This is a genomic window from Streptomyces sp. NBC_01788, assembly GCF_035917575.1.
Taxonomy (GTDB): Bacteria; Actinomycetota; Actinomycetes; order Streptomycetales; family Streptomycetaceae; genus Streptomyces.
In genome coordinates, this window is the sequence record NZ_CP109090.1 from 2,758,898 (window position 1) to 2,782,055 (window position 23,158).

19 protein-coding genes and 2 tRNA genes are annotated in these 23,158 nt (G+C 72.3%); 4 read left to right on the forward strand and 17 right to left on the reverse strand.

Annotation, left to right across the window (positions count from 1 at the left end; all coding sequences use genetic code 11):
* The first annotated feature begins 79 nt into the window (after nucleotides 1–79).
* Nucleotides 80–346, forward strand: coding sequence for a 30S ribosomal protein S20 (rpsT, locus tag OIE49_RS12715; RefSeq protein WP_100566886.1), 267 nt, complete (start codon nucleotides 80–82; stop codon nucleotides 344–346).
* Between the two features lie 851 nt (nucleotides 347–1,197).
* Here the strand turns inward: rpsT and holA are convergent.
* From holA to leuS, 8 genes are all read right to left on the reverse strand, one after another.
* Complete coding sequence (holA, locus tag OIE49_RS12720) at nucleotides 1,198–2,187, reverse strand: DNA polymerase III subunit delta (RefSeq protein ID WP_326802412.1); 990 nt, start codon at nucleotides 2,185–2,187, stop codon at nucleotides 1,198–1,200.
* 68 nt (nucleotides 2,188–2,255) lie between these two features.
* Complete coding sequence (locus OIE49_RS12725) at nucleotides 2,256–2,501, reverse strand: hypothetical protein (protein WP_326802413.1); 246 nt, start codon at nucleotides 2,499–2,501, stop codon at nucleotides 2,256–2,258.
* A gap of 60 nt (nucleotides 2,502–2,561) precedes the next feature.
* On the reverse strand, nucleotides 2,562–3,443 hold the full coding sequence (locus OIE49_RS12730) for a YceI family protein (RefSeq protein WP_326806210.1): 882 nt from the start codon (nucleotides 3,441–3,443) through the stop codon (nucleotides 2,562–2,564).
* Between the two features lie 206 nt (nucleotides 3,444–3,649).
* Entirely contained in the window at nucleotides 3,650–6,343 is a 2,694-nt protein-coding gene (locus OIE49_RS12735) for a ComEC/Rec2 family competence protein (RefSeq protein WP_403320183.1), read from the reverse strand.
* Nucleotides 6,340–7,239: a helix-hairpin-helix domain-containing protein gene (locus tag OIE49_RS12740; protein ID WP_442812229.1), complete on the reverse strand. Its 900-nt coding sequence runs from the start codon at nucleotides 7,237–7,239 to the stop codon at nucleotides 6,340–6,342. The genes OIE49_RS12735 and OIE49_RS12740 overlap by 4 nt, the downstream gene beginning before the upstream one ends.
* Nucleotides 7,240–8,382: 1,143 nt before the next feature.
* Nucleotides 8,383–9,228: a DegV family protein gene (locus OIE49_RS12745; protein ID WP_100566882.1), complete on the reverse strand. Its 846-nt coding sequence runs from the start codon at nucleotides 9,226–9,228 to the stop codon at nucleotides 8,383–8,385.
* 84 nt (nucleotides 9,229–9,312) lie between these two features.
* Nucleotides 9,313–10,068 carry a hypothetical protein gene (locus OIE49_RS12750; RefSeq protein ID WP_326802415.1) on the reverse strand — a complete coding sequence of 252 codons (756 nt, stop codon included), beginning with the start codon at nucleotides 10,066–10,068 and terminating at the stop codon, nucleotides 9,313–9,315.
* 160 nt (nucleotides 10,069–10,228) lie between these two features.
* Complete coding sequence (leuS, locus tag OIE49_RS12755; protein WP_326802416.1) at nucleotides 10,229–13,138, reverse strand: leucine--tRNA ligase; 2,910 nt, start codon at nucleotides 13,136–13,138, stop codon at nucleotides 10,229–10,231.
* A gap of 448 nt (nucleotides 13,139–13,586) precedes the next feature.
* Between leuS and OIE49_RS12760 the strand changes: the two genes are divergently transcribed.
* Nucleotides 13,587–14,903: a cytochrome b/b6 domain-containing protein gene (locus OIE49_RS12760; RefSeq protein ID WP_326802417.1), complete on the forward strand. Its 1,317-nt coding sequence runs from the start codon at nucleotides 13,587–13,589 to the stop codon at nucleotides 14,901–14,903.
* Nucleotides 14,900–16,510 carry an NADH-quinone oxidoreductase subunit NuoF family protein gene (locus OIE49_RS12765; RefSeq protein WP_100566878.1) on the forward strand — a complete coding sequence of 537 codons (1,611 nt, stop codon included), beginning with the start codon at nucleotides 14,900–14,902 and terminating at the stop codon, nucleotides 16,508–16,510. The genes OIE49_RS12760 and OIE49_RS12765 overlap by 4 nt, the downstream gene beginning before the upstream one ends.
* Nucleotides 16,511–16,629: 119 nt before the next feature.
* Here the strand turns inward: OIE49_RS12765 and OIE49_RS12770 are convergent.
* The 9 genes from OIE49_RS12770 to OIE49_RS12810 form a co-directional block, all read right to left on the reverse strand.
* Nucleotides 16,630–16,702: transfer RNA gene (locus OIE49_RS12770), tRNA-Ala, on the reverse strand.
* A 141-nt stretch (nucleotides 16,703–16,843) separates the two neighbouring features.
* Nucleotides 16,844–17,077 carry a hypothetical protein gene (locus OIE49_RS12775; protein WP_100566877.1) on the reverse strand — a complete coding sequence of 78 codons (234 nt, stop codon included), beginning with the start codon at nucleotides 17,075–17,077 and terminating at the stop codon, nucleotides 16,844–16,846.
* A 433-nt stretch (nucleotides 17,078–17,510) separates the two neighbouring features.
* Nucleotides 17,511–17,583 (reverse strand) — tRNA-Ala (locus OIE49_RS12780).
* 119 nt (nucleotides 17,584–17,702) lie between these two features.
* The gene (locus OIE49_RS12785) at nucleotides 17,703–18,380 is read right to left on the reverse strand and encodes a histidine phosphatase family protein (RefSeq protein WP_326802418.1); all 678 of its coding nucleotides are present in this window, start codon (nucleotides 18,378–18,380) and stop codon (nucleotides 17,703–17,705) included.
* Nucleotides 18,371–18,817, reverse strand: coding sequence for a ribosome silencing factor (gene rsfS / locus OIE49_RS12790; protein ID WP_326802419.1), 447 nt, complete (start codon nucleotides 18,815–18,817; stop codon nucleotides 18,371–18,373). The genes OIE49_RS12785 and rsfS overlap by 10 nt, the downstream gene beginning before the upstream one ends.
* Nucleotides 18,818–18,895: 78 nt before the next feature.
* Entirely contained in the window at nucleotides 18,896–20,680 is a 1,785-nt protein-coding gene (locus OIE49_RS12795; protein WP_326802420.1) for an LCP family protein, read from the reverse strand.
* Between the two features lie 16 nt (nucleotides 20,681–20,696).
* Nucleotides 20,697–21,371: a nicotinate-nucleotide adenylyltransferase gene (nadD, locus tag OIE49_RS12800; RefSeq protein WP_100566872.1), complete on the reverse strand. Its 675-nt coding sequence runs from the start codon at nucleotides 21,369–21,371 to the stop codon at nucleotides 20,697–20,699.
* Between the two features lie 70 nt (nucleotides 21,372–21,441).
* Complete coding sequence (locus OIE49_RS12805) at nucleotides 21,442–21,597, reverse strand: hypothetical protein (RefSeq protein WP_199836487.1); 156 nt, start codon at nucleotides 21,595–21,597, stop codon at nucleotides 21,442–21,444.
* Nucleotides 21,598–21,773: 176 nt separating this feature from the next.
* The gene (locus OIE49_RS12810) at nucleotides 21,774–21,938 is read right to left on the reverse strand and encodes a hypothetical protein (RefSeq protein WP_326802421.1); all 165 of its coding nucleotides are present in this window, start codon (nucleotides 21,936–21,938) and stop codon (nucleotides 21,774–21,776) included.
* 89 nt (nucleotides 21,939–22,027) lie between these two features.
* Between OIE49_RS12810 and OIE49_RS12815 the strand changes: the two genes are divergently transcribed.
* Nucleotides 22,028–23,152 (forward strand): M48 family metallopeptidase, encoded by a 1,125-nt coding sequence (locus OIE49_RS12815; protein ID WP_401737605.1) that lies wholly within the window; start codon nucleotides 22,028–22,030, stop codon nucleotides 23,150–23,152.
* The last annotated feature ends 6 nt before the right edge of the window (nucleotides 23,153–23,158 follow it).

The window sequence follows — 23,158 nt, forward strand, 5'->3', positions numbered from 1 at the left end:
CTTCGCGCGAGGCACATCTCAAGAAATCATCGGTACGGGACCCGTGCGGCCCCGTGCCAGAACCTGAAAAGGCTCATTCGTGGCGAACATCAAGTCCCAGATCAAGCGGAACAAGACCAACGAGAAGGCCCGGCTGCGCAACAAGGCCGTCAAGTCCTCTCTGAAGACCGCGATCCGCAAGGCCCGCGAGGCCGTTGCCGCGGGTGACACCGAGAAGGCCACCGAGTTGCAGCGCGCTGCCGCGCGTCAGCTCGACAAGGCCGTCTCGAAGGGCGTCATCCACAAGAACGCGGCCGCCAACAAGAAGTCGGCGCTGGCCACCAAGGTGACGACCCTCAAGGGCTGATCTCCTTCCCTGATCTGAACGGATCCTCAGGGATCCGAGTGGCCGGAAGGACCCAGGGCGGGCCCTCTCTCATCCGCCCCCGACCGGCCCCCCGGCTCCGCGCGCGGCCTGCGTTCGCCACGCGGGCGCGGAACCGAACGGCGTGACCCGAGGACCCCGTCGCACTCCCTTTCCCCAGGGAGAGCGACGGGGTCCTCGGCGTGTCGCGGGAGCGTGAGGGGCGCGGATGCGCGAGGAACGCGAACGCGCGAGGAACGCGAACGCGCAAGGCCGCGGGGGCCTGAAGGTCTCGGAAGCGTGAAGGGCGCCTTTGCCGCGGGTTGACGTGGGGCGCCACGTCATGGGTTGCGCGGGGCGGCGGGGCGGGACGCCAGCGGCATGTCATGGGATTGCGTCGAGCGAGGCGAGGCGGGCCGCCGCGCCAGGAGCGATCCGAGGCAGGGCGGCGCGGGCCGCCACGCCAGGAGCGATCCGAGGCAGGGCGGCGCGGGCCGCCACGCCAGGAGCGATCCGAGGCAGGGCGGCGCGGGCCGCCACGCCAGGAGCGATCCGAGGCAGGGCGGCGCGGGCCGCCACGCCAGGAGCGATCCGAGGCAGGGCGGCGCGGGCCGCCACGCCAGGAGCGATCCGAGGCAGGGCGGCGCGGGCCGCCACGCCAGGAGCGATCCGAGGCAGGGCGGCGCGGGCCGCCACGCCAGGAGCGATCCGAGGCAGGGCGGCGCGGGCCGCCACGCCAGGAGCGATCCGAGGCAGGGCGGCGCGGGGCGGCACGTCATGGGTGACCCGAGACGGCCGGCGCGGGGCGTCTGAGCCGGTGGTGCAGGGCAGCTCAGCCGGTGGTGCGGGGCGTGTCAGGCGCGTCCTCTGGAGCGGGCCGCCCGGGCGATGGCGACGACCGCCTTCTCCAGGGCGTACTCGGGGTCGTCGCCGCCGCCCTTGACGCCCGCGTCGGCCTCGGCGACGGCGCGCAGGGCGACGGCCACGCCGTCCGGGGTCCAGCCGCGCATCTGCTGCCGGACGCGGTCGATCTTCCAGGGCGGCATGCCCAGTTCCCGCGCCAGGTCGGCCGGACGGCCGCCGCGCGCGGACGACAGCTTCCCGATCGCCCGCACACCCTGGGCGAGCGCGCTGGTGATCATCACCGGGGCCACCCCGGTGGCCAGGGACCACCGCAGCGCCTCCAGCGCCTCCGCAGCCCGTCCCTCGACGGCCCGGTCGGCGACCGTGAAGCTGGACGCCTCGGCCCGCCCCGTGTAGTAGCGGCCGACGACGGCCTCGTCGATCGTTCCCTCGACGTCGGCGGCCAACTGCGCCACCGCGGACGCCAGCTCCCGCAGATCGCTGCCGATCGCGTCGACCAGCGCCTGGCACGCCTCCGGTGTGGCCGAACGTCCGAGCCCGCGGAACTCGCCCCGCACGAAGGCGAGACGGTCGGCCGGCTTGGTCATCTTCGGGCAGGCCACCTCGCGCGCGCCGATCTTGCGCGCGGCGTCGAGCAGACCCTTGCCCTTGGCGCCGCCCGCGTGCAGCAGCACCAGTGTGATCTCCTCGGCGGGCGACCCCAGGTACGCCTTGACGTCCTTGGCGGTGTCGGCCGACAGGTCCTGCGCGTTGCGCACGACCACGACCTTGCGCTCGGCGAAGAGCGACGGACTGGTCAGCTCGGCGAGCGTGCCGGGCTGCAACTGGTCCGGGGTGAGGTCCCGTACGTCCGTGTCGGCGTCGGCGGCCCTGGCGGCGGCCACCACCTCCCGCACGGCACGGTCGAGCAGGAGGTCCTCCTGCCCCACGGCTAGCGTCACCGGGGCGAGAAGGTCGTCGTTCGCAGTCTTCCTGGCCATCGCGACAAGCATCCCACGGACCACCGACAACACCCCCGGCGCGGGACACGAGGAGGGTCGCGGGACGGCTAGGGCTCCTCCCGCCAGCCCTCCCACTCCCCGGCGAACGCGTCCAGCTCCGCCGGATCGAGCCGTTCCCCCTCGTCCCGGAGGACGACGAGCCACTGCGCGTCCTCGGCGTCGTCCTCACCGGCCAGCGCGTCGCGGACGATCCGCGGTTCCTCGTCGACCGCGAACCGCTCCGCGAGCGCCTGCGCCGCCTCCTCCGCGGCATCGCGGTCGGGCAGCACCAGTACGTGTCTCACATCGCTCACGGGGCCATTGTCCGGCACTCGACGTGACAGCGTCCGGCGGCCGCCGTGCCCGGCCGGATGCTAGGCCTTGGGGACGAGCTGCACGTCGAGGGTGACCTGGATGGTCGGGCCGACCACGGCGATCCCCCGTGCCAGCATCGTCTGCCAGCTCACCGTGTAGTCGTCCCGGTGCAGTTCGGTGGTGGCCCGGCAGGCCGCCCGCACCTCGCCCTCGATGCCGTTGCCGAGCCCGAGGTACTCCATGTCGAGGGTGACCGTACGCGTCACGCCGTGCAGCGACAGCGCGCCGGTGACGGCCCATCGGCTGCCGCCCCTGTGCACGCATCGCTCGCTGTAGAACTCGAGCGTCGGGAAGTTCGCGGCGTCCAGGAAGTCCGCCGAGCGCAGATGGTCGTCGCGCATCCGCACGTTCGTGTCGATGGACGAGGCGTCGATCACCACGTGCATCGCGGACCGCTCCACGGGGTCGGCGATCCGCACCGCCCCGGCGAAGGAGTTGAACCGCCCGTGGATCCGGGCCAGCCCGATGTGCCGGGCGGTGAAGCCGATCGAGGAGTGCGCCGCCTCCATCTCCCAGTCGCCCGGCGCCGGCAGGTCCGGCGGCTGGGCGGCCTGGAGGGTCACATCGCCCAACGGGGCCAGCGTGTTCTCACGAACGAACACGGTCGCGCGGTGCGGCCTGTACCCCTCCGCGGAGATGGCGAGCCGGTACTCTCCCGCCGGGACCGTCGCCAGGAACAATCCGTACGGATCCGTGCCGCCGCCGACCACCGTGCGCCCCATCGCGTCGCTCACGGTGAACTCCGCGTGCCCCAGCGGTTCGTTGATCGGATCGAGCACCCGGCAGCTCAGCACCCCGGCGTCGGGCGGGGTCTGCACCGTCGCGAGCGGACTCGCCTGTTGCACCCGGTTCGTCCGGTTTCCCAGCCAGCGGCCGAACATCTGCGCCACCCCATGCATGCCTCGACATTTCCATTGCCGAAGAAGTATTCGATCACCAACAGGGCATTCCAGGCAACACGAGGCCACATCACGAGAATCCGACACATGCCGTGGGACAGCACGCGAGGAGAAGCAACTGGCCTCTCATTGACAGAAAACAATCAATTTCACCTCACTTTCCCCACAGTCGGCGCACAGCCCGGCGCTCAGTCCCGCGCCACCCGCATTCCCGCACCCGCCCCGGTCACCGCGAGCGCCCCGTCCCGGTCCGTGCGCAGCACCACCGCGCCCAGCGCCCGCAGCGCCGCGACGGTGGGGGGAGCCGGGTGCCCGTAGGGGTTGTCCGCGCCGCAGGAGATCAGGGCCAGGCGCGGGGCCGCCACACGTATCAGGTCCGGGCTCTGGAACGCCGAGCCGTGATGGGCGACCTTGAGCACGTCCACGCCCGCCAGTCGCGCGCTCATCGGTGAGTCCAACAGCGCCTGCTGGGCCGGGGGTTCGAGGTCGCCCAGGAGCAGCAGCCGCAGTCCGCCGGAGCGGACGAGCAGCGTGACGCTGGCGTCGTTGGGTCCGTCCGGGTCCGGGGCGGGGGACGGTGGCGGCCACAGGACCTGCCAGGTCAGGTCGCCGGTGCCGCGCTGCTCGCCGGCGCCGGCGTGGGTGAGCGGAATGCCGCGGCGGGCTGCCTCTCTCCGTACGGACTCGGCCTGCTGCGCGGGTTCTTCGTATCCGGTCGTCTCGATCGCGCCCACCGCCCGTCCGCGCAGTACGCCCGGCAGGCCGGCCACGTGGTCGGCGTGGAAGTGGGTCAGCACGACCAGCGGGACCCTGGTGACGCCGAGCTTGCGCAGGCAGTGGTCCACCAGCGTCGGGTCGGGACCGGCGTCCACGACCACACCGGCGCCGTGACCCGCGGCGAGCACCGTCGCGTCGCCCTGCCCCACGTCGCACATCGCGAACCGCCAGCCCGGCGGCGGCCAGCCGGTGATCACCCGGGTCAGCGGCGGCGGCTGTACGACCACCAGCAGGAGCACCACCCCGCAGACCGCACAGACCCAGGGGTGTCTCAGCATCCGCCGGCCCACGAGCACGGCCGCCGCCGTGACGAGGGCCAGCAGCAGCGCACCGGTCCAGCTGTCCGGCCAGTCCACTCCCCCGCCGGGCTGGGCCGCCCCGGTCCTGGCCACGCCCGCGATCCACCCGGCCGGCCAACTCGCGCACCAGGCGAGCGCCTTCGCCACCGGCATCGCGAGCGTCGCCGTCGCCAGCGCCGCGAAACCCAGCACCGTGGCGGGCGCGACGGCGGCCTCCGCGAGCAGGTTGCACGGCACCGCCACCAGGCTCACCCGGGCCGACAACAGGACGACGACGGGCGCGCACAGCGCCTGCGCCGCGGCCGCCGCGGCCAGCGCCTCGGCCGCCCGGGCGGGCACCCGGCGCCGGCGCAGCGCCGCGCTCCAGCGGGGCGCGAGGGTGAGCAGGGCCCCGGTGGCCAGCACCGACAGCAGGAAGCCGTAACTGCGCGACAGCCATGGGTCGTAGAGCACCAGCAGCAGAACGGCCGTCGCCAGGGCGGGAAGCAGCGATCTGCGGCGCCCGGTCGCGAGGGCGAGCAGCGCCACCGCTCCGCAGGCCGCGGCCCGCAGCACACTCGGGTCGGGCCGGCACACGACGACGAACCCCAGAGTGAGCGCGGCTCCGAGCAGCGCGGTGCCGCGCAGGGTGAGGCCGAGCCGCGGCGCCAGGCCACGGCGCTCCACCCGCTGGGCCAGGCCCGGTGGCCCCAGGAGCAGGACGAGGAGGATGGTGAGGTTGCTCCCGGAGACGGCCAGAAGGTGGGTGAGGTCCGTCGCCTTGAACGCCTCGTCGAGTTCGAGGGTGATCCGCGAGGTGTCTCCGACGACCAGTCCCGGCAGCAGGGCCCGCGCGTCCGCCGGCAGGCCGTCGGTCGCCGCCCGCAGCCCGGCGCGCAGCCGGCCCGCCAGCCGCTGCGGCGCGGACGGCTCGGCCACCACCTCGGGCGCCGCCCGGTCCCGGACCCGGAGGACCGCCGCGATCCGGTCGCCGCCCGTCATCGGGGGCTCCAGCCGCGCGGTCACTCTCAGCCGGGTGGACGGCAGCAGCCCGAGCCAGGGCGAGCGCTGCGCCTCTTCCGCGGGGCGTCCGCCGTGCCCGCCCGGCACATGGCCCCCTGACGGGCTCTCGGCGCGGGCCGCCGCCTGTGAACCGGTGTTGACGAGGATCAGTACCGGAGTCCGGGTCACCACGGCCGCCGCCGAACCTGGCCGGTCGACGCGCAGCACCTCGGCGTCCATCCGCACGGAGGCGGGTGCCTGGCGGTCGCCGCGGATCCGGGGGCGGGTGAGCCGGGGGTCGGAGGTCAGTTCCACCTCGGCGGTCACCGTGGCGAACTGCCGTGCCAGAGCGGGCACCGGCCCCCGCCGGACGTCCGCTCCGTGGAGCCCGGCGGACACGGCTGCCGCGGCGGCGGCGAGCAGCGCTGCGGCAGCGGAGGTACGCGTCCACGAGGCATGCGACCGGGGCCGCCCGGCGGCTGGGGCGGGCGACTGTCCCGTCGCGGGTGTTCTCCGGCTTCCGCCGCGCCGGCAGAGCAGGAGTACGGCGGCGGCGAGGCAGACGACCACGAAGCCGGTCACCCGGCCCGGGGAGACATCCAGCGCCACCGCCGCCGTCGCCCAGGCCGCGAGGGCGGACGGGACGAGCCGGAGGTCCACCGGTCCTTCCTGCCGGGGGTGGGCGGCTCCCAGCCGCTTGCCGGAGGCGGCGTGCACCTCCGGGCGGGTGTGGGACGGATCGGGCGCGGGCTCGGCCGGGGTCGTGCGGCCGGGAAGCGCGGGCTCTCGCCCGGGATCGGTGTAGGGGGCGGTGTGCGGGCTCATGGGCTGACCAGGTCGCGCAGATCGGCGAAGCGGCGGGTGCCGATGCCACTGACCTGACGCAGTTGGTCCACCGAGCGGAAGCCGCCGTGCTGCGTGCGGTAGTCGATGATGCGCCGGGCCAGCACCGGACCGACGCCGGGCAGGGTCTGCAACTGTTCCGCGGTGGCCGTGCTGAGGGCGACCGGCGCGGTGGACGTGCCCGCGCTATCCGTACCGGGCGCTCCGGCTGGTCCCGGCCCGGGGGCATCCGGTGCGGCGGCGGGGGCCGGGCCGCCGACGACGACGTGTTCGCCGTCCACGAGGAAGCGGGCCCGGTTGAGGCCGTCGGTGTTGGTGCCAGGGCGCACCCCACCGGCCGCCTGGAGCGCGTCGGCGACCCGCGAACCGGCCGGCAGGTGCTGGATCCCGGGGCTCCGGACCTTGCCGCTGACGTCCACCACGATCTCCGTGCCGGGGGACGCCGCGGGGCCCCGCGCGGTGACCGGGGCCCCGGTCTGGGCGGCCTTGTCCCGTCCCTGCTCCTCGTGGGGAGCCACGGCGCGCATCACCTCGGGTGCCTGGACCGTCTGCGTACGGCCGCTCCAGAAGTGCTGCACGGCGAAGAGCGCGGCGACGGCGAACAGTACGGTGAGCGCGACCACGTTCCTGCGCTCCAGCCCGCACCGCGTCTGCAACCACAACGGCATCCGCTCGCGCACCGCGGCCCCGGCCCGCTCCCGCCAGTCCGGCACCACGGCAGGACCCACGAGCCCCACCTCGGCGCCGCCGTCCGCCCCCGAGGCACCCCGCAGGTCCGTCTCCGGGGCACTCCGTGCGCCCGCCTCCACGGTGCCCCGCACAGCCACGCCTGCCGCGCTCGCCCGGCCCGTCGCCGCCGGGCCCATCCCAACCGCCATGGCCGAGCAGGGCACTTCCCTCACCGCGCCGGAGTTAGCGCGGCCCGGGACGGCCGGACTCACGTCTGCCAAACCCCCGTCGGCCAACACGGCCGAGCCGGCACCGACCACGTCGGAGGCCCAAGCGCCGATCGCAGCCGGGCCCGCACCGGCCGACCCTCTGCCAACCCCGGCCGCCGAGCCCGCGACCGCCGCCGCACCGGCGGCTCGGGCCGCGACTGCCCTGCTCGCGCGTACCAGCCCGCCATCGGCCACCGCAGCCGGACCCACCTCCCGCGCGGCGAGAAAACCCGCTTCGCCCAAGCCAGTCGAATCCGCACCACCCATCACGGGCGGACCCGCAGCCGCCGCACTCGGCTCACTTACGGCAGTAGCAACGTCGGCCGGAACAGTCAGGGCCGTATCGCTCACCGCGTGCGGGCCCACGACAGCAGGGCCCGCCTCGCGCACGGCGGCAAATCCCCCGTGGCCCAAGGCAGTCGAAGCCTTGTCACCCACGGCAAGCGGACCCGCGCCCGCCGCGCCTGACTTCCGCACCACGCCAAGGCCCGCATCCGCCATGCCGGCCGACTCGTTGCCGCCCCCCGCAAGCCGTCCCGCGGCCGCCCGGCTCGGCGGCCCGAGTGCCTCCGGCGGCGCGCACGCCTCCGTCCGACGGCGGCTCGGTGGCGGGTGTGGCTCGTCCGGTGGGCGGGCGGTCCGGTTCGGAGGCGCGGTGGCCCAGGACGGCCTGGGTCGCAGCGGCCGCGTCGGCGGCATCAGGTCAACGCCGTCAGAGCTCTCAGGGCCGCCACCATCAGGGCCCTCAGAACCGTCACAGCCGGTCCCGTACCTGTGCTCCGCTCCCGGGAAGCCGCTACCCGGTTCCCCGGTCCGCGCGGCGCGTTCGGCGAACAGCGTCCGCGCGCGCCGGTGCAGGTCCTCCGCCGAGGTGTGAGAGCCCCGGCGGGCCGGTGGGCGGCGGTGGCGGGTGCGACCGTCCGAATCGGGGGCGCGCCCCGGGCCGCTGGTCGCCGCCGCTGTGCGTGAGCGTGATCGAAGTGCCATGCCAGGAGCATCCGACAACCCGGCACACACGTGATGATCTTGCTCAATTTCCGGGGACTATCCCCCAGTTGTGGACAACTCACTCACCCGTACGGGTCAGCGGGGCGAGACCACGACCGCCAGCAGCCCCGGTCCGGTGTGTGCGCCGATCACCGCCCCGACCTCGCTGACATGCAGGTCGGCCAGGCCGGACACCCGGGTGCGCAGCCGGTCCGCGAGGGCCGACGCCCGTTCGGGGGCGGCGAGATGGTGGACGGCGACATCGACGTCCGCCCCACCCGCGCGCTCGGCCACGATCTCCTCGAGCCGGGCGATCGCCCTCGAGGCGGTACGCACCTTCTCCAGGAGCTCGATGCGGCCGTCCTGCAACTGGAGCAGCGGTTTCACGGCGAGCGCGGAACCCAGCAGCGCCTGTGCCGCTCCGATGCGGCCGCCGCGGCGCAGATAGTCGAGGGTGTCGACGTAGAAGAAGGCGGAGGTGCCCGCGGCACGCTTCTCGGCGGCCGCGACCGCCTCGTCCACCGTGCCGCCGGCCTCCGCGGTCTCGGCCGCGGCCAGGGCGCAGAAGCCGAGCGCCATCGCGACCATCCCGGTGTCCACCACCCGTACCGGGACCGGCGCCTCACGCGCGGCCAGCACCGCGGCGTCGTACGTGCCGGAGAGTTCCGCGGACAGATGCAGGGAGACGATGCCGCTCGCGCCGGACTCCGCGACTGTGCGGTAGGTCTCGGCGAACTGCTGGGGGCTGGGGCGCGAGGTGGTGACGAACCGCCGCTTCTGCAGCGCCTGCGCGAGGGAACGCGTCGAGATCTCGGTGCCCTCTTCGAGCGCCTGGTCGCCGAGGACCACGGTCAGCGGAACCGCGGTGATGCCGTGGCGCTCCATCGTCCACGGCGGCAGGTAGGCCGTTGAATCGGTGACGATCGCGACATGGCGGGACATGAGCTGGAGGTTACCTGCCGTAGTGCCCCGACGGCAGCCCAGCCCCTCTCACCGGGTCAGGTGTGGCCGGATCGGGGCCGTGAATCAAGTCGTGCTCTCGGGGCGGGGCTTCTTCTGCCACGGGTAGGCGGGGCGACGGCCCGACGGGGTGATGGCCGGCCGGGCCGGCTCCTCGGCGGAGGCCTGCCGCGGGGCCCCGGACCAGGTGGGCGAATCCGCCCCGGGGGCCGGGGACTCGGCCGTCCGCCCGGCCGCCGGTCCGGCCGCCCCGGTCGTGTGCTCGGTCGTCGGCTCGGCCGTGGTCCAGTGGCGCAGCGCGCCGGCCTCCATGTCGATCTGGGCGCTCAGTGTGTCCAGGTCGTCGTCGGCGAAGCGGCGGGCGCGGTCGCGGGCCGCCCAGCGCAGCGACTCGGCCGACTCCGTGATGCGCCGGGTGCGTTCACGCAGAACCGGAAGCCGCTCGCTGAGCGTCGCCCGGTCCGGGTCGGCCTCCAGTCGTTTGAGGTCCGTGTCCAGTTCGCGCCCGTGCGCGCTGAGCCGCTCGAACAGGGCGATGGACTCCTTGAGGGACTCGTCCTCGCGCACGCCCGCGTACAGGGCGTCCTGGGTGGCGCGCATCGAGGTGCGCAGGGTGAGCCGGAGCTGGGCCAGTTCGCCCGCCGGGCCGGGCTGGGCGAAGGACTTGGCCCGCAGTGTGTGGTCCTCGACCGTGCGGCGGGCCTGGGTGATGGTGCGGTCCACACTGCGCTTGGCGGCCCCGACCACCTTCACCGCGGCGAAGACGCCGAGCGCCACGAAGACCACGAAGAGGAGGACGAGGACGGTGACGACTGTTTCCACGGCGCTCCTCCTCCGGCTGGCGCGGCACAGGTCGCGCCGCCCTTCAACGGTAAACGCAACGGGCAGGTCCCGGGTTCCGCAAGAACCCCGAACCTGCCCGTAGGGGACTACCCCGAGGCGCTCACGCCCCGGCCGTCACGCGCCCGCCACGAACGAACGCTCACGCCGGAACGATGTTGACCAGCTTCGGCGCCCGCACGATCACCTTGCGGATGCCCGCGCCCTCCAGCGCCGCGACGACCTTCTCGTCGGCCAGCGCCACCTTCTCCAGCTCCTCCTCGGAGATGGCCGGCGAGACCTCCAGACGCGCCTTGACCTTGCCCTTGACCTGGACCACGCAGGTCACCGTCTCGTCGACCATGTACGCCGGGTCGGCGACGGGGAAGTCCTGGTGGACGACCGAGCCGGTGCGGCCCAGCTTGTGCCAGAGCTCCTCGGCGATGTGCGGGGCCAGCGGGGCGACCATCAGCACCAGTGCCTCGGCGACCGGGCGCGGCACGGGCCGGCCCGTCTTGGTCAGGTGGTTGTTCAGCTCCGTCACCTTGGCGATGGCGGTGTTGAAGCGCAGGCCCTCCAGGTCCTGGCGGACACCGTCGATCGCCTTGTGCAGGGCGCGCAGCGTCTCCACGTCGACGTCAGTGTTCTCGGCGTTCTCGGCGTTCTCGGCGTTCTCGGCGTCGACGACGGTGACCTCGCCGGTCGACTCGTCGACGACGTTGCGCCACAGCCGCTGCAGCAGCCGGAACTGGCCCACCACCGCGCGCGTGTCCCACGGCCGGGAGACGTCCAGCGGGCCCATCGCCATCTCGTACAGGCGCAGCGTGTCGGCCCCGTACTCGGCGCAGATCTCGTCCGGAGTGACCGCGTTCTTCAGGGACTTGCCCATCTTGCCCAGCAGCCGGGAGACCTTCTCGCCCTGGTAGTAGTAGGCGCCGTCGCGCTCCTCCACCTCGGCGGCCGGCACCGCGATGCCGCGGGCGTCCCGGTAGACGTAGGCCTGGATCATGCCCTGGTTGAACAGCTTATGGAACGGCTCCACGGAGGAGACGTGCCCCAGGTCGTACAGGACCTTGGACCAGAAGCGCGCGTACAGCAGGTGCAGCACGGCGTGCTCGGCGCCGCCGACGTACAGGTCGACGCCGCCGTGGGGCATGCCCTCGCGCGGGCCCATCCAGTAGCGCTCGATCTCCGGGTCGACCAGCTGCCGGTCGTTGTGCGGGTCCAGGTAGCGGAACTCGTACCAGCAGGAACCGGCCCAGTTGGGCATGGTGTTGGTCTCGCGGCGGTACTTCTTCGGCCCGTCGCCCAGGTCCAGGGTGACGTGGACCCAGTCCTCGTTGCGTGACAGCGGGGTCTCGGGCTGGGTGTCGGCGTCGTCCGGGTCGAAGGTGCGCGGCGAGTAGTCCTCGACCTCGGGCAGCTCCAGCGGCAGCATCGACTCGGGCAGCGCGTGGGCCACGCCGTCCTCGTCGTAGACGATCGGGAAGGGCTCGCCCCAGTAGCGCTGGCGGCTGAACAGCCAGTCGCGCAGGCGGAAGTTGACGGTGCCCTCACCGATGCCCTTGCGCTCCAGCCACTCGGTGATGCGCGCCTTGGCGTCGACGACGCCCAGGCCGTCCAGCTTCACGTCGTCGCCGGCGGAGTTCACGATCTTCGCGTCGTACGAGGCGAAGGCGTCGTCCCAGGTCGTGGTGTCCGTGCCGCGGTCGTCGGCCGGCTCGACGACGCAGCGCATCGGCAGTTCGAAGGCGCGCGCGAAGGCGAAGTCGCGGCTGTCGTGGGCGGGGACGGCCATGATCGCGCCGGTGCCGTAGCCCATCAGGACGTAGTCGGCGATGAAGACCGGGACCTTCTCGCCGTTGACCGGGTTGACGGCGAACGCGCCGGTGAAGACGCCGGTCTTGTCCTTGGCCTCGGCCTGGCGCTCGACGTCCGACTTCGAGGCGGCCTGGGCGCGGTAGGCGGCGACGGCCTCGGCCGGGGTGGCGTGGCCGCCGGTCCACACGTCGTGGGTACCCTCCGGCCAGGCGGCCGGGGTGAACTTCTCCACCAGCGGGTGCTCGGGCGCCAGCACCATGTAGGTGGCGCCGAACAGGGTGTCCTGGCGGGTGGTGAAGATCGTGATCTTCTCGCCGTCGATCGGGAAGTCGACGCGGGCGCCCTCGGAGCGGCCGATCCAGTTGCGCTGCTGGAGCTTGATGGCCTCGGGCCAGTCCAGCTCCTCCAGGTCGTCCAGCAGCCGGTCCGCGTAGGCGGTGATGCGCATGTTCCACTGGCGCAGCTTGGCCTTGAAGACCGGGAAGTTGCCGCGCTCGGAGCGGCCGTCGGCGGTGACCTCCTCGTTGGCCAGCACGGTGCCCAGGCCGGGGCACCAGTTGACGGGCGCGTCGGAGGCGTAGGCCAGGCGGAACCCGCCCAGGACCTCGGCGCGCTCCGCGGCGCTCAGCTCGGGCCACGCGCGCGTGTGCCCCGGCACGGTCCGCTCACCGGACTCGAACTGGGCGATCAGCTGCGAGATGGGGCGGGCCTTGCCGGCCTCGTCGTCGTACCAGGAGTTGAAGATCTGCAGGAAGATCCACTGGGTCCACTTGTAGTAGTCCGGGTCGATCGTGGCGAACGACCGGCGCTTGTCGTGGCCCAGGCCCAGCCGGCGCAGCTGCGCCTTCATGTTCGCGATGTTGGCCTCGGTGGACACGCGCGGGTGCGTGCCGGTCTGCACGGCGTACTGCTCGGCGGGCAGGCCGAAGGCGTCGAAGCCCAGGGTGTGCAGGACGTTGTGGCCGGTCATCCGCTGGAAGCGGGCGTGCACGTCGGTGGCGATGTACCCGAGCGGGTGGCCGACGTGCAGACCCGCACCGGACGGGTACGGGAACATGTCCATGATGAACTTCTTGGGCCGGGCGGCCAGGTCGGGGTCGCCCGCCAGGTCACCCTTGGGGTTCGGCGCCGCGTAGGTGCCCTCGGCGTCCCAGAAGTCCTGCCAGCGTGCCTCGATGTCGGCCGCCACGGCGGCCGTGTAGCGGTGCGGCGCTGCCACCTCGGAGGGGGCAGCGGGGTTCGTCTCGCTCATGGTCCTCAAAGCTCCATCGATCGTCTCTGCCCACGGCTGCGACTTTCCAGAAACGAAAAATCCCCTCGCACAGGAGGGGACGCCGCGCCGATGCCGACCGTCCTGTTGGTCCGGCGGTCGGGACTGATCAGCGCGGCTCGCTAAGCAGAAGGCGTACGGCACGCATGGCGTCAGGGTACCGCAGGCGTCGAGCCCGGGGCGACGAGCGTCCACGGGACGGGACGCGGCCCTCGGCGAGCCGTGAGGGACCGGGGGTCCGCCGGTGAAGGTTCAGAAAAACTGAACATCGTTCAAAGTTAACCCGGCGTAACGGAGCCTATGGGGACAACGTGAGCCTCAGCTGTGGCGTTGATAACAACGCAATAACTCAAACGGCGTACTGCTCGGTTTGGGGCCACTTAGAGTTCGTGCTCGGGACCGCTTTCCCGAACCGCTCGGAGTCGCCCCCATGAACCCTCGTCGCAGTAACAGCTCGCTCCCCAAACCCGGTCGCTCGGCCTATGGGGTGGCGTCGGCTGTCGTCCTGCTCCTCATACCCGTGGTCGTGCTGGCCGGAGGCAGCCAGTTCCGCGAGTTCCTGAACTTCGGCGCGGGCGTGCTCTCCCTCGTCTCGCTCAGCTGCTCGGTGATCTGGGGCCTGGTCGCCCAGGACCGGATCATCCTCAACACGCGCCAGCGGATCGTGGGGCAGGCGGTGCACCGGACCACCGCGGTCGCCTCGATCGCGTTCCTCCTGGTGCACATCACCACCAAGATCGTGCTGGGGCACACCCAGCTGATCGCCGCGGTCGTCCCGTTCTCGCTCGGTCTCACCGGGATCGAGGGCCTGGTGGGCCTCGGCTCCCTGGCCGGCCTGCTGATGATCTTCGTCGGCATCACCGGCGCGCTGCGCAGCAACTTCGCCACCCCCGCCCCGGTCGCGGCGCGCTGGCGGGCGATGCACATGCTGGCCTACCCGGCCTGGTGCGCGGCGCTGATCCATGGCCTGTACGCGGGCCGGGAGGCCAAGCCGATCTTCTTCATCCTCTACGGCCTGTCCCTGCTGGGCGTCATCGTGGCCCTGGCCGTGCGCGCGGCGCCGCGCCCGGTCAAGCGCAGGCTCGCCGACCAGCTGATGGCGGTGCTGGGCGGCGGCGAGCGGCCGGAGCTGGACGACCTGGACGCGAGCCGGGCCAGGGTCTCGGAGTCCGGACTGGCGGGCTACGAGAACGCACGCGGCGCGACGCCCCCGCGCGCCGACGCGACGAGGACCGCGCCGCGCGGACCGCGCCCCGCCTCCCCGCTGTACGACACCCCCGCGCCCGCCGCGGAGCCCCAGCCCGGCTTCGCGGCCGCCTACCGGACCGTCGCGACGCCGCCGCCCGGGCAGTCCTTCGCGGCCGACCAGACCGCGCGCATGAACGTTCCGTTCGACCCGCAGGCCGCGGGTGCGGCGCCGCGCGTGGACGGCCCCGGCAGCACCTCGGGCAGCTGGCCGATCCCCTCGCCGCCGCCGGTCGGTGAGGCGCCCCCGTCGGCCTACGACCCGCTGAACGACACGGGGTACAACATCCCGGCCTACAACAATCCGGGCGCCGCCGCGGGCACTCCCGCGTACGGCGGACGTGATGTGTACAACACCGGTGAGACGAACGCCCCCTACGGCACGTACAACCCCAACGACACGTACAACAGCGGTCCCGCCAATGAAACACCCCCCGGCGCCTCCTACGACGCGCCGGGTTCGGGCGAAGCTTGGAACACGCCTTCCGGAGGCTACAGGTGAACGAGGCCCTGCCCGACGTCCCGGAAGTCCGCGTGGTCGGGCTTCCCCAGCTCACGTCGGGCTTCGACCTTGTCGAACGACTCGATCTGCCCATGCACCTGAAGGTGCACGGGCCGCTCGAACCCTTGGGCGGCGAGCAGCTCGCGAAGCTCTCCGAGGCCATCAACCTGAAGGGCCGCGGCGGCGCGGGCTTCCCCTTCCACAAGAAGCTGCGCTCGGTCGCCGAGGCCGCGATCAAACGCGGCGTACGGCCGGTCGTCGTCGTCAACGGCAGTGAGGACGAGCCGGCCTGCCGCAAGGACACCGTCCTGATCAACCGTGCCCCGCACCTCATCCTGGACGGGGCCCTGCTGGTCGCCGAGGCCCTCGGTGCCCGCACGCTCGTGGTGGGCGTCACCCGGGAGTCCACCCAGCGCTCCATGGAGGCGGCGCTCGCCGAGCGCGGACTGAGCAACAGCCGCAGGTCGGCGCTGCGCGCGAGCGTCCAGCGCAACCCGGTGCGCATGGTCACGGGCGCGGCCGCCTCGCTGATCCGTTCCATCGACGGCGGTCCGGCGATCCCGCCGGGCCGCAAGACCAGCGCCTCGCAGAACGGCGTGGGCGGCGTTCCCACCCTGCTGTCCAACGCGGAGACCTTCGCCCAGCTGGCGATCGCCGCCCGCATCGGCCCGGAGCGCTACGGCAACACCGGCCTGTACGACGAGCCGGGCACCGTGATGCTGACCATCTCCGGCGCCGTCGCCCGCCCCATGGTGGTCGAGGCGCCCACCGGCGTGCCGCTGCGCTACGTCCTCCAGCTCGCGGGCGCGCCGCCGGTGCCGCAGGGCGTGCTGACCGGCGGCTACCACGGCAAGTGGATCGACGCGGCGACCGTCAACGAGGCGATCGTCTCGCGCAACTCCCTGGACGCGGTGGGCGGTGCGATGGGCGCCGGGGCGATCCTGCCGATCAGTCAGGAGACCTGCCCGCTGGGCGAGTCGCTCCAGGTCGCCAAGTGGCTGGCGGAGGAGAGCGCGGGCCAGTGCGGTCCCTGCTATCTCGGTCTGCCGGCTGCCGCGCGCGGCATGGAGGACATCATGAACGGCGGCGGCCCGGCCGCCCTCGAGGCCCTCAAGCAGGTCGCCAAGAACGTCAAGCGGCGCGGCGCGTGCTCGCACCCCGACGGCTCGGCGATGTTCCTCGAGTCGACCATCAAGGCGTTCACGGACGACCTGGCCGCGCACGTCCTCGGCAACGGCTGCGGACGCCCCGTGGAGGGCGTCCTGCCGCTCTTCGAGGGCGGCAAGGCCCCCACCGGCATCCCCGGCGGCGCCGAGGCCGAGGAGTCCGGCTCCAGCCGTCAGAAGATCTACGTCGACTGGACGCTGTGCCGGGGGCACGGCCTGTGCGCGGACATCCTCCCTGAGGTCTTCGAACTGGGCGCCGACGGCTTCCCGACCGTCGCCCAGGCGAAGGTCCCGCGCTACGCGGAGGCCAAGGCCCTGCGTGCCGTGCGCCGCTGTCCCGCGCTGGCCCTGCGCCTCGAGGAGGACACCCGCTCGCAGGCCCCGGCCCGCAACCTGCCGGTCCTCTCCCAGGGCCGCGGCCGCCGCGCCCTGGGCCGCTGAACGCACGCGACGGTGGGCCGCCCCTGCGGGGGCGGCCCACCGTCGCATTGCCACCGCGTACGCGTCCGGGCATACGTCGAGGGCGAGCCATCCTATGGATGACTCGCCCTCATTTCCTGTGGAGCTAAGGAGAATTGAACTCCTGACCTCCTGCATGCCATGCAGGCGCTCTACCAACTGAGCTATAGCCCCTCGTGGCCACGCGAACCAGCCGCGTTCTTGACCGTGTCGCCCGGTTTCCCCGGCGGCGACGCCAACATTACACGGTCCAGGGGGTGGAACACCAAATCGGTTTCGCTGCGCCCAGCACGCCCGCCGGACGGCGGGCCGGCGTCACGCCGTCACGAACGAATAGAACCGCTTCAGCGTGCAGTGCTCCTCCAGGAGCCGGCCGTAGATCGGCTCGCCCTCCAGCTCGCGGTAGGTCTCGATCGGGTCGCCTTTTATGATCAGCGCCCGCGCGCACTCCTCGCACCAGTACTGGTAGTCGGGGTTGATCGGCTCCATGTCGCGGACGATCGGGGTGCCGCCGCCGCACCAGTCGCACTTCCGCCTGTGTGCACCCATGGGTCAGCTCCAGCTGTGGCCGCAGGCCGTGCACACGTAAGAGATCCCCCCGTTGTCGCCGAGGACTTGGGCCACATGGAGGGAGCCGCAGGAGGGGCAGACGAGGCGAGTGCCCGTGTCTCGTATCAACGCCGCACCGAGGAGGTGGACCTCCTCGAGGATGCAGGCAGGCATCGCTACTCCCTCCCGTCGGGCCGCGCCCCCTTCGGCCGTTTGATTCTGCCACGGCCGGGCCGATACGGTCAGCGACGCCTCGGTACCAGTACGGCCACGACCTGCGTCGCGGGCCACACCCGAGAGCGTGCTCGCACAGATATACGCCCCCGGGGCCCGAGTGACTCAAGCCGGTGCGCGGGAACACAGAAAATCCCGCCCCTGAGAGGGACGGGATCCTTCCGAACGATCTTCGACTACTCGACGGAGTACCGGTTTGTGGAGCTAAGGAGAATTGAACTCCTGACCTCCTGCATGCCATGCAGGCGCTCTACCAACTGAGCTATAGCCCCTTGCCGCCACGCGAACCTGCCGCGTGGTGTTCCGCTCCGCTCGGCGGGGCGAACAAGAAGAACTTTAGCCTGCGACCTGCCGGAAAGTGAAATCCGGGTCGCGCGGGGCCGCGGGCGGCTCAGTCGTCGTCGCCGAGGACGGGCTCGGGCAGGGTGCCGGCGTTGTGCTCCATCAGCCGCCAGCCCCGGGCGCCCTCGCCGAGGACCGACCAGCAGCAGTTGGACAGGCCGCCCAGGCTCTCCCAGTGGCGGGGCTCCAGGCCGAGGAGGCGGCCGAGGGTGGTGCGGATGGTGCCGCCGTGGCTGACCACCACGAGCGTGCCGTCCTCGGGGACCTTCTCCAGGTACCGCAGCACGACGGGGGCGGCGCGGTCGGCGACCTCCGTCTCCAGTTCGCCGCCGCCGCGGCGCACCGGCTCACCGCGCTTCCACGCGGTGTACTCCTCGCCGTGCCGGTCGATGATCTCCTCGTGCGTCAGGCCCTGCCAGACGCCCGCGTAGGTCTCGCGCAGGCCCTCGTCCCGGGCGACCTCAAGGCCGGTCAGCTCGGCCAGCGCGGCGGCCGTGCGGGTGGCCCGCACGAGATCGGAAGAGACGATCGCGTCGGGCCGCAGAGAGGCCAGCAGACGGGCGGCACGGCGGGCCTGGCCGACCCCGGTCCCGGTCAGCTCCACGTCGGTGCTGCCCTGGAAGCGGCGCTCCACGTTCCAGGAGGTCTGGCCGTGCCGCCACAGGATGATGCGGCGGCCCCGGCCCGTGGTGCGGCCGGGCGCCTCGGCGACGCCACTCACCGCCACTCACCGCGGGGCTCGTCCGCCTCCTCGTCGGCCTGCTGCTTGGCGTGCTCCTCGGCCCGGCCACGGGTGGCCTTGGCGTCGGCGGGCAGTTCGAGCTCGGGGCAGTCCTTCCACAGCCGCTCCAGGGCGTAGAAGACCCGCTCCTCGCTGTGCTGGACGTGCACGACGATGTCGACGTAGTCGAGCAGAACCCAGCGGGCCTCGCGGTCGCCTTCGCGGCGCACCGGCTTGGCGCCGAGTTCCTTCAGCAGTCGCTCCTCGATCTCGTCGACGATCGACTTGACCTGGCGGTCGTTGGGCGCGGACGCCAGCAGGAAGGCGTCCGTGATCGACAGCACGTCGCTGACGTCATACGCGATGACGTCGTGCGCGAGCTTGTCGGCGGCCGCCTGGGCGGCGGTGTTGATGAGTTCGAGAGAGCGGTCGGTCGCGGTCACTACGAGGCTTTCCTTCGGCGGTCACTTGACACTAAGGGTCTCACGGACCGCCGAGGACGCCTCACGCGTTTCGGGGGATCACTGCGCCGACGGGCCCCGGTAGTCCTGGCCGAGGACGACCGAGACGTCGGCGTTCGAGGTGACCTTGCCCTTCGTCACCGCCGTGTCGGGCAGTCCCAGGGTTCTGGCGACGTCGGTGGCCTTCTGCTTGTTGGCGGCGTCGGAATAGACGACTTCGGACGCCGAGCGGACGGCGGACGAGGTGCCGCCTTCCAGGAAGGTGAAGCCGCCGCCCAGGAGGGCGACCCGGGCCTTCTCGGTGTCGGCCTTGGCGCCGGTGGCGTTCTGCACGGAGACCCGGACGGCGGACGACTGGTCGGGGCTCTTCGCGGTGCCGCCGAGGACGTCCTTGACCACGCTCTGGCTGGTCTCGGCGCTCAGCGTGCCGTCCGTCTGCACGGGCAGCAGCGCCGTCTTGTAGTCGCCGCCCTTGGCGAACGCGGCCAGTTTGGCGAGGAACGTGCCGAGGTCCTCGTCGGTGAGCGAGGGGTCGAGGATCTGCTGGAGCGTCTGCACCGTCGTCGTGGCGCCCTGGGCGTCGGAGGAGAGCTTGCGCAGCACGCTCTGCATCACCTGCCCGAACCGTTCGAGCTGGGCGTTCTCCTCCTCGCCCGAGGCGTGGTAGGTGGCGTAGGCGACGGCCATCTTGCCGCTGAGGGTCTGCGACTTGCCCTTGCGGACCAGGGGCGAGGTGTCCTTCTTCTTGCTGTCCGGGTCGGGTACGTCGGCGTTGGTGTCGACGTCGACGTTGCCGACCGAGTCGACGAGGTTCTGGAGGTAGGGGGTGTCCAGGCGCCAGGTGCCCTCGATGTCGGTGCCGAGGACCGTGTCGAGCTGGTCGCGGGTTCCCGAGGAGCCGTCGCCCTTGACCGACTTGGCGAGGGTCGTGACGCTGCCGTCGTCGCCCGTCAGGGCGAGGGTGTTGGGCAGCAGGACGGTGGTGCCCTGCTTGGTGGTGGTGTTGCCGACGAGCAGGGCCGTGGACGTGCCGCCCCGCGCGGTGTCGTGCAGGTGGACGACGATCACGTCGCGCTTCTGGGCGCCGGACGCGGTCGTGGTGCCGCTCTCCGAGCCGGGGGACGACAGGCCGGGCAGCTTCCCGGCGTACCAGAGGTAGCCGACGCCGCCCACGGCGACCAGGGCCAGCACGACGGTCAGGGCGATGATGCGGCTGCGGGCGCGGCGGCGGGCCTCCTCGCGGCGCTCCGTGCGGTTCTCGGTGAACTTCAGCCAGTCGATGACGTCCTCGGAGTCGTCGCTCGGCTCCTCGACGAAGGCGAACTGCTCGGTCCGGTAGTCGCGTTCGTCCGCGCCGTCCCGGTCCGGTCCCCGCTCCGCCCGGTCGGCGTCCGCCGGGCCGGTCTGCTGCGGGATGTGGGCGGTCTGCTCGGCGACCCGGGGCTGCTGTCCGCTGGTCGCGGCCGCGCCGTACGGGTCGTGGGGCGCCGCGGCCGGGCCGGAGCCGTACGGGTCGTAGGAGCCGTGGGCGCCCTGGGCGGCGGGGCCGGGCGCCTGCCGGCCCTGGTCGTCGTGACCGCCGTCGTAGCCGGTGCCGTAGCCGCCCTGGTAGGCGCCGTCCTGGCCGGACTGGTAGGCGCCGCCCTGGTAGGCCGTGGGATCGAGCTGCTGCTGGCCGCCGGTCGCGTACGGGTCGTAGCCGTAGCCCTGCTGCCCGTACGCGTCGTAGGTCTGCTGCGGAGTCTGCTGGGCGGGGATCGGCCGGTACACAGGCCGGCCGTACTCGTCGTAGCCGACGAGTTCGTACTGGTCGCCCCCGTGACCAGCGTCGTATCGGTCGTTCACCGGTGCCCCTCTCGGCTTACTCGCCTCGGTACAGCTGGCGTTTGGCGATGTAGCGCACGACTCCGTCAGGCACCAGATACCAGACCGGGTCGCCCTTGGCGACTCTTGCCCGGCAGTCCGTGGAGGAGATGGCGAGGGCGGGGACCTCGACGAGCGAGACACCGCCTTCCGGCAGGCCGGGGTCGGTCAGATGGTGGCCGGGCCGGGTGACGCCGATGAAGTGCGCGAGGGAGAACAGTTCCTCGGAGTCCCGCCAGGTGATGATCTGGCCGAGCGCGTCGGCGCCGGTGATGAAGAACAGGTCCGTGTCCGGGTTGAGCGCGCGCAGGTCGCGCAGGGTGTCCACGGTGTAGGTGGGACCGCCGCGGTCGATGTCAATGCGGCTCACGGAGAACTGCGGGTTCTCGGCGGTCGCGATGACCGTCATCAGATAGCGGTCCTCCGCCGGGGAGACATGGCGGTGGGACTTCTGCCAGGGCTGTCCCGTGGGTACGAACACCACCTCGTCCAGGTGGAACTGCGCGGCGACCTCGCTGGCCGCCACGAGGTGCCCGTGGTGGATCGGGTCGAACGTCCCGCCCATGACGCCGAGGCGCCGCTTGCCCGACGCCGAAGTCCCGCCGCCGGGCCCGTGTTCGAGGGGTTTCACCGTGTCACTCGCCGGACCGGTAGGCATGTCCTGCTCTCCCATGCGTGCAGACCCTACCGGCCCGGCCTGAGGACTCCATGATCCAGATCCCGGGTAACGGGCCGGACGGGGTTCAGCGGTCGCGGTTGAAACGCGTGGTGATCCACAGCAGGAGCAGCAGGATGAACAGCGCGCCGCCGCCGGTGAGGAAGGGGCTGAGGCTCTCGTGGTTGCCGCCCTCGGCCTCGGCGAGGGTGGCCAACTGGGCAGCGGTGCTGGGGAAGCTCATCTTTGGCAGGACCTATCCGGGAGTGGGCGGGACAAGGATGTCGGCCCATCGTAAGCAACCCTCGACGCAGCGCTCACCCCGACTCCACTCTTGGCGCCGCGGGCGCTCCCGCCCCGTCGGCACCCGCGAGGGCGGGCGCCACGGCCGCGGGAGCCCCCGGGAACCTTTCCGCCGTGTCAGTCGTCGTTCCGCTTGTAGCCGCGGAGGAGGAACCAGCCGGTGAGTACGCAGCCCACGATCATCACGATCAGGACGACCCGGAGCAGGTAACCCGCCCCCTGGTGCTGGGCGGCGGCGCTCGCGGCCTCGGTGAGCCAGGCGGCTGCGGGGCGGTGCTCCATGACGTGGACTCCTTCGTCGTACTGCCCGTCCACGGTATCTCCGCCTAGGCTGGGCCCTGCCTCGGGGGCACATTGGGACACTGACAGACATGGGGGACCACATGTCCGACGACGGCCGCGCACAGGACGGGCGGGAGCAGGTGCCTAGCCGGCAGCGCAGGCGCTTCCCCGAGATCTCCTCGCGCGCGTACGAGCACCCGGCCGACCGCTCCGCCCTGGTCGCGCTGCGCAAGCTGAGCGGCTTCGACACGGTGTTCAAGGCCCTCAGCGGCCTGCTGCCCGAGCGCAGCCTCCGGCTGCTGTTCCTGTCCGACTCCGTACGCGTCTCCGACCAGCAGTTCTCCCACCTGAACGACATGCTGCGGGACGCCTGCTACGTCCTGGACCTGGAGAAGGTCCCGCCGATGTACGTGACCCAGGACCCCCAGCCCAACGCGATGTGCATCGGCCTGGACGAGCCGATCATCGTGGTCACCACGGGCCTGGTCGAGCTGCTCGACGAGGAGGAGATGCGGGCGGTCGTCGGCCACGAGGTGGGCCACGCCCTGTCCGGGCACGCCGTGTACCGCACGATCCTGCTGTTCCTGACGAGTCTGGCCGTCCGGGTCGCCTGGATCCCGCTGGGCAACCTCGCGATCATGGCGATCGTCACCGGGCTGCGCGAGTGGTTCCGCAAGTCGGAGCTGTCGGCGGACCGGGCGGGTCTGCTCGTCGGCCAGGACCTGAAGGCCTCCATGCGGGGTCTGATGAAGATCGCGGGCGGCAACCACCTGCACCAGATGAACGTGGACGCGTTCCTCCAGCAGGCCGAGGAGTACGAGGCCGGGGGCGACCTACGGGACTCCGTGCTGAAGATCCTCAACGTGCTGCCGCGTTCGCACCCCTTCACCACCGTGCGTGCGGCCGAGCTGAAGAAGTGGGCGGAATCCCGCGACTACCAGCGGATCATGGACGGCCACTACCCGCGCCGCTCCGAGGACAAGGACACCTCGGTCAGCGACTCCTTCCGCGAGTCGGCGGCCCACTACGCCAGCCACGTCAAGAGCTCGAAGGACCCGCTGATGAAGCTGGTCAGCGATCTGGCGGGCGGCGCCGGCGACCTGGGCGACCGGGTGCGGCGCGGCTTCGGCGGCTTCACGGGGTCGGCCCCGCCCAAGGACGGGGGCAAGGACCAGCCGTCCACCGACACCGCCCCGCCCCGAGACGAGGACTGACCTACT